This window comes from Pseudonocardia sp. EV170527-09 (genome assembly GCF_008369905.1).
Classification (GTDB): Bacteria; Actinomycetota; Actinomycetes; order Mycobacteriales; family Pseudonocardiaceae; genus Pseudonocardia.
Map to the genome: position 1 here is coordinate 1 of NZ_VRMC01000263.1, position 945 is coordinate 945.

1 protein-coding gene is annotated in these 945 nt (G+C 66.7%); it reads left to right on the top strand.

Annotated elements, in window-relative coordinates; genetic code table 11:
• Positions 1-520 precede the first annotated feature (520 nt).
• Positions 521-937: a hypothetical protein gene (locus FVA95_RS28985; RefSeq protein ID WP_149666919.1), complete on the top strand. Its 417-nt coding sequence runs from the start codon at positions 521-523 to the stop codon at positions 935-937.
• Positions 938-945: the final 8 nt, after the last annotated feature.

Consider the following 945-nt stretch of genomic DNA (forward strand, 5'->3'; position numbering starts at 1 on the left):
CAGCAACGACTGAACACCCGACAAGGGGGTCAGTCCCAATCCGTCGTTACGGGGTTACTCCCAACCCGCCGTTGACACAAGGCACCGGCCACGTTCGGATGCAGCTCTGACAACCAGCTCTTCGGCGGAGAGTTCTGGACCAGGGCCCTGCCGCGGAGGCTGCGTTCGTTATCCGAGGCGCTGCCGACGAGGCCTCCAGCTCGCCAGCGAGGCCGGTCAAGAGCTGTTCGACCTCCAGCAGCACCTCCCTGATCACGCGTACCACCTTGATCGGTAGGGGTCGGCCGGCCTCGATCTCGCGGGCGGCGGCCCGCGGCACACAGGCAACCGCGCCCCGCAGCCGCGCAGGAGCTCGCTCACCTGATCCAGGTAGGCGCCAACTACCAGGATCGACTCGGACTTGTGCTCCGCGGCCACAGGCATCCCTTGACCTTGACACCGAACGTATGTTCGATGCAAGCCTCGGAGGCGCCCATCAAACGTTCAAGACTGTCAGAGGTCTGTCGCACACTCTGCTGACATGGAGCTGACCGAGCAGCAGCTGGTGGACGAGCTGCAGAACATCGCCGTCGCGACGACCAACGCGACGCTGGCCGAGGGCGGGTTCGTCCCGCCCCCGACCATGCACATGTTCTGCAGTGACCTGGGTCGTCAGCCGTACGCGGGCTACGTCCGGTCGCGGCCCTACTTCCCGGGCGACGACGCGCACACGGCCGTCGAGACCCTCGGCCTCGTCGCGTCGTTCGTAAACGCCTCGCGGGTGGTGCTCGCGTGGGAGCAGGCCGACCTACAGATCGCGTTGCAGCGCCCCGGCGAGCTGCTGCCGACGGGGCGGGCCTGTGCAACGAACGGTGGTTCCGGCCCGACACGCCGGACCTCAGCGTCCGGCGGGATGGGCACTGTGAGTGATGACATCAGACCCTATGGGCTCTGCTGAGAACGAGA

Bases quoted from the DNA above. Each gene is read 5' to 3' on its own strand.
- FVA95_RS28985 (WP_149666919.1), top strand. From the start codon at position 521: ATGGAGCTGACCGAGCAGCAGCTGGTGGACGAGCTGCAGAACATCGCC.